The 4,570-nt window shown below is 63.7% G+C and carries 6 protein-coding genes and 1 other RNA gene; 2 read left to right on the top strand and 5 right to left on the bottom strand.

From position 1 onward, the window contains the following. Positions 1-111 precede the first annotated feature (111 nt). The 5 genes from ACVOLV_RS21950 to ACVOLV_RS21930 form a co-directional block, all read right to left on the bottom strand. Positions 112-594, bottom strand: coding sequence for an EVE domain-containing protein (locus ACVOLV_RS21950; RefSeq protein WP_481556207.1), 483 nt, complete (start codon positions 592-594; stop codon positions 112-114). Continuing rightward, the gene (locus tag ACVOLV_RS21945; RefSeq protein ID WP_481556206.1) at positions 591-1,181 is read right to left on the bottom strand and encodes a 5-formyltetrahydrofolate cyclo-ligase; all 591 of its coding nucleotides are present in this window, start codon (positions 1,179-1,181) and stop codon (positions 591-593) included. Before ACVOLV_RS21945 ends, ACVOLV_RS21950 begins: the two co-directional genes overlap by 4 nt. Positions 1,182-1,387: 206 nt before the next feature. Beyond that, positions 1,388-1,572: non-coding RNA, 6S RNA (gene ssrS, locus ACVOLV_RS21940), on the bottom strand. A gap of 85 nt (positions 1,573-1,657) precedes the next feature. Continuing rightward, positions 1,658-1,957, bottom strand: a complete 300-nt coding sequence (locus tag ACVOLV_RS21935; RefSeq protein WP_481556205.1) for a cell division protein ZapA — start codon at positions 1,955-1,957, stop codon at positions 1,658-1,660. Further along, positions 1,954-2,175 (bottom strand): TIGR02449 family protein, encoded by a 222-nt coding sequence (locus tag ACVOLV_RS21930; protein WP_282273125.1) that lies wholly within the window; start codon positions 2,173-2,175, stop codon positions 1,954-1,956. The genes ACVOLV_RS21935 and ACVOLV_RS21930 overlap by 4 nt, the downstream gene beginning before the upstream one ends. A 125-nt stretch (positions 2,176-2,300) precedes the next feature. On the opposite strand from ACVOLV_RS21930, the gene ACVOLV_RS21925 reads away from it, so the two are divergent. Together ACVOLV_RS21925 and pepP are read left to right on the top strand one after the other, a co-directional pair. Beyond that, positions 2,301-2,846, top strand: coding sequence for a YecA/YgfB family protein (locus ACVOLV_RS21925; RefSeq protein ID WP_481556204.1), 546 nt, complete (start codon positions 2,301-2,303; stop codon positions 2,844-2,846). A gap of 7 nt (positions 2,847-2,853) precedes the next feature. After that, positions 2,854-4,179: a Xaa-Pro aminopeptidase gene (pepP, locus tag ACVOLV_RS21920; protein ID WP_481556203.1), complete on the top strand. Its 1,326-nt coding sequence runs from the start codon at positions 2,854-2,856 to the stop codon at positions 4,177-4,179. The last annotated feature ends 391 nt before the right edge of the window (positions 4,180-4,570 follow it).

The raw sequence follows: 4,570 nt of genomic DNA, 5'->3' as shown, positions 1-4,570 counted from the left end.
TACTGTTCGTTATATTTTGTTTTGGGGGGGGCGCGCCCCCCCGCCCCCCGCGGGTTTTTTTTTCGGGTTTGCGGGCGGGGGGCCACCCCCGGCCCCCACAACAAAAGAGGCTTACTTGGCTTTCTGTTCCAGCGACAACAGCAGCTTCCACTGTGCGGCGGTAACCGGGAACACCGACAGGCGGTTGCCCTTGGCGGTCAGCGGGAAACCTTCGCCCAGTTCCTCGGCATGCAGCTTGATCTCGTCCAGCGCGATCACCTGCGCCAGCTTGCGCTCGAAACCCACGTCCACCAGCATCCAGCGCGGTTGTTCGCGCGTGCTCTTGGGGTCGTGGTAATCGGATTCGGGATCGAACTGGGTGTCGTCCGGATAGGCCTCGCTGGCCACCGTTGCGATGCCGACGATGCCCGGCACCTTGGTATTGGAGTGGTAGAACAGGATGCCGTCGCCGACCTTCATGCCATCGCGCATGAAATTGCGCGCCTGGTAATTGCGCACGCCATTCCACGGTTCGGTGCCTACGCGCTGCAGGTCGTCGATGGAAAAGGCGTCCGGTTCGGACTTCATCAGCCAGTAGCGCTTGCGGGCGGTCATGCGTTCAACGGTTCCGGGTAGAGAGTGGCCTGCTCGGTACAGATGGCATCCACCGCCACATCCCAGTCCTCGACCGGCAATGACGGTACCTGCTGGGCGGAGAAACCTACCCCCACCAGCCACGGCGGCGCGGCCTGGCGCTGCCGAAATGCGAAGCTGCGATCATACCAGCCGCCCCCCATACCCAGCCGCCGGCCACCGTCATCAAAGCCCACCAGCGGGGCGATGACCAAGGCCATTTCCTCCGGCCGCAGCGCCTGCGAAGGGTCTACATCCGGCTCGGGAATGCCATAACGGTTGCTGACCAGCGCCTGCCCGGGCCGCCACGGCGCGAAGCGCAGCAGCTTGCCGTGCAGTACCGGCAGGCAATAGGTCTGCTGCGGCGGCAACTGCATCTGCCAGCGGTGCAGGGCGATCTCGCCGTCCATCGCCCAGTAGCCGGCGACATGGCCGCTGATCCCGGCGAAAGGCAGGGACAGCAGGTGCGCGGCCAGCGTTTCGGCAGCGGCGATGCGCTCGGTGGCGGGAATATCGCGGCGGCGCTGGCGCAGTTGTTGGCGGAGGAGTTGGCGGGGATCGGCAGTCATCGGGGAAAAATCTGCGGGCAGAGAGTTGAAGCCCCTCTCCCGTCGGGAGAGGGGTTGGGGAGAGGGTGCGGGTGAAGCGATGTGAGATCAACATGCATGAGGCTTCGCGCTCACCCTCATCCGCCCCTTCGGGGCACCTTCTCCCGGAGGGAGAAGGAAAAAAAGACAAAAAAGAACGGCGCCGTTAGGCGCCGTTCTGGAATATTGCATTCTCCGCGGTGACGATGCGTGCGAAACGACCTTGAACCCGGGGTTCAAGTGGGAACGCTGGGGGGCCATCGGGCTTCCCGCTACAAGGCGGACCTGCACACCCGGCTCCGTCGCGCCCCCGTGGTCGTAATTAAGGGACAAGGCGAATGTTTGCACACGCCGTCGTTCACAGCAGAGAACGCGTCGCCAGTATAACGAGGTTGTGCGGTTACGTGCAGTCGTATTTCACGAATTGCGGATTCATCTGTCTGAGCTGGTCAGCTGGATCAACGTGCGTTGTCGATGGCCAGATCCAAGCGCCGGTTCAGCTCACTCATGGCCGATTGGAAGCGCTGCTGCTGTGCAAGCTGCTCATCGCGCACCTGCTGCAATTCATGCGCAAGATTAAGCGCAGCCAACACCGCGATGCGATCTACCGCCGCCATCCGGTTGCTGCCGCGGATCTCGCGCATCTTGCCGTCGAGCACGCGTGCGGCGGCGGTGAGGCTTTCGCGCTCGGTCGGTTCCACGCCAACGGTGTACTCGCGGTCCAGGATATGGACGCTGACCGGTTCGTTGTTGCTCACGTGTGCTGCTCCAGCGACTTGAGGCGGGTGATCATGGCTTCCACCCGGGAGCGGGCCTGTTCGTTCTTGGTCAGCAACTGCGAGCGCTCGCTGATCAGCTGTTCCTGCTGCTGGCGCAGGCTGCGGTTTTCATCGCTCAGCCGCTGGTTGCGCTCAAGCAGCAGCTCGAGGCGGGAGGCGAGGGCCAGCAGCTGGCCAGCGGGGTCGAAGGAGTCCATGGATGGAACGATAGGCATGGCGATGAGGGCCGGTCAAGAAGGAGTATGCAGCGCGGTTGGTACACTGTGCGGCCGTCGTCATCTTGTCGGTGCCGGCGTTCCTCTCCGCTTTACAGATCAGTGACATGACCGACCTTCCCGCCGTCAACGACATCCTCCAGGCCAGCCAGTCGCTGGGCCTGGCTGCTTCCCCGGCCGAACTCCATGGCGGACTGTGCGGCTGGTTGGCCGCCGGCGGCGCCGATGTGCCTGCGTGGCCGGCCAAGGTGCTGGCCGACGACAACCTGCCGGCGCCGGAACCCGGCAGCGCGCTGGACCTGCTGCGCCAGGCCACGGTCGCGCAGCTGGAAGACCGCGACTTCGCCTTCGAGCTGGTGCTGGTGGATGCCGCCGAGCCGCTGCAGGCGCGTACCGACGCCCTGTTTGAATGGTGCCGGGCTTTCCTGGGCGGCTTCGGCCTGGCCTCGGGCAAGCGTCCGGCACTGAGCGAGGAGGGCGAAGAAGCGCTGCAGGATCTGGCGCGTCTGGCGCAGGCGTCCAGCGACGAGTTCGACAGCGCCGACGAAGACGAGGACGCACTGTCCGAGATCGAGGAGTTCGTGCGCGTTGCCGCGTTGTTGCTGCATGGCGACTGCGTGATGGGCTCGCGCCACCGGCAAAGCCTGAACTGAGGTTGCGATGAAGCGTCTGTCCGGGATCACCCCCGCCGAATACGCCCGCCGCCGCCGGCAGTTGATGGAAGCGGCTGGCGATGACGCCATCCTGGTGCTGCCTGCGGCAGCAGAACGGGTGCGCAGCAACGACACTTTCTTTCCGTACCGTCAGGATTCGGATTTCTGGTACCTGAGCGGGTTCCAGGAGCCCGAGGCGGTGCTGGTGCTGATTCCGGGCCGCAAGCACGGTGAGGCCATCCTGTTCTGCCGCGAGCGCGACCCGGACCGCGAAGCCTGGGACGGCCCGCGTGAAGGCCAGGATGGTGCGGTCTCGCACTACGGCATGGACGATGCCTATCCGATCGATGATCTGGATGAAATCCTGCCGGGTCTGCTGGAAGGGCGTTCGCGGGTGTACTACCACTTTGGCCGCGATGCCGACTTCGATCTGAAGTTGATCGGTTGGGTGAACCGGGTGCGTTCACAGGTGCGCAATGGCGCGCAGCCGCCGCATGAATTCCTGGAGCTTGGGCATCTGCTGCACGAGCAGCGCCTGTACAAGAGTGCCGACGAAATCGTGCTTATGCAGGAGGCGGCGGACATCAGTGTGCGTGCGCACCGCGCGGCGATGCGGGCGGCGCGGGCGGGCATCCATGAGTACGAATTGCAGGCGGAGCTGGAGCGAGAGTTCCGCACGGCTGATGCGTGCCCTGCATACAACAGCATTGTCGGTGCTGGCGTGAATGCCTGCGTGCTGCATTACCGCGACAACAACGGCGGCAGCCGCGATGGTGATCTGGTGTTGATCGATGCGGGCGCGGAGTATCGCGGTTATGCCAGCGATATCACCCGCACCTTCCCGGTCAACGGCCGTTTCAGCGAGGAGCAGCGCGCGCTGCATGATCTGGTATTGGCGGCGCAGGTGGCGGCCCTGGAGCAGGCGCGGCCTGGCATTGCCTACGAGGAAGGGCATCTTGCGGCAGTGGAAGTATTGACCGAAGGCTTGTTGCGCCTGGGTCTGCTGAAGGGTGATCTGGAGGAGAACATTCTCGAACGCCACTACCAGCGGTTTTACCGGCACAAGACCGGTCATTGGCTGGGCATGGATGTGCATGATGTGGGTGATTACCGGGTGGCTGGTGAGTCGCGTTTGTTGGAGCCGGGCATGGTCTTCACGATCGAGCCGGGGCTGTACATTTCGCCGGACGATCGCAGTGTGGAGGCGCGTTGGCGCGGGATTGGTATCCGCATCGAGGATGATGTGTTGATCACCGAGGACGGGCACCGTGTGTTGACTGGTGCGCTGGAACGCAGTGCCGACGAGATCGAAGCCTTCATGGCCAAGCGCTGAGGCGCAAGGCGTTTGGCTGCGGCGGCTGCATGTGCCTCTGCACTTGCCTTTGCACTTGCCTTTGCACTTGCCCTCCCTTACGCAAAGCGTAGGGGAGGGTATGGGAGGGGTGCAGTTGCTGTTGTTGTTGCTCCAGCCGTTGCTCCAGTTGTTGCTTCTGCAGTTGCAGTTGCTCCAAAGCTCTTGATCTACCGGGCCCCTTCCGCAGCGACGCAGCCGACGGACAAGACCCCGAATGGGGCGACGTGCATGGATGCACGTCGTTTTTCGACGATACAGGGATGTATCGTCGAAAAATCCCGGCGGCGGAGTGGACCCACGACGCGTAGCGGCGTGGGCGCGGAGGCAGGGTGTGCTTTCTTTGGGCCACCCTTCTTTGCACAAGCAAAGA

The sequence above is a fragment of the Stenotrophomonas sp. STEN023 genome, from assembly GCF_056760135.1.
The sequence above is the reverse complement of the archived record's forward strand: the minus strand, read 5'-3'. Positions and strand labels throughout refer to the sequence as shown.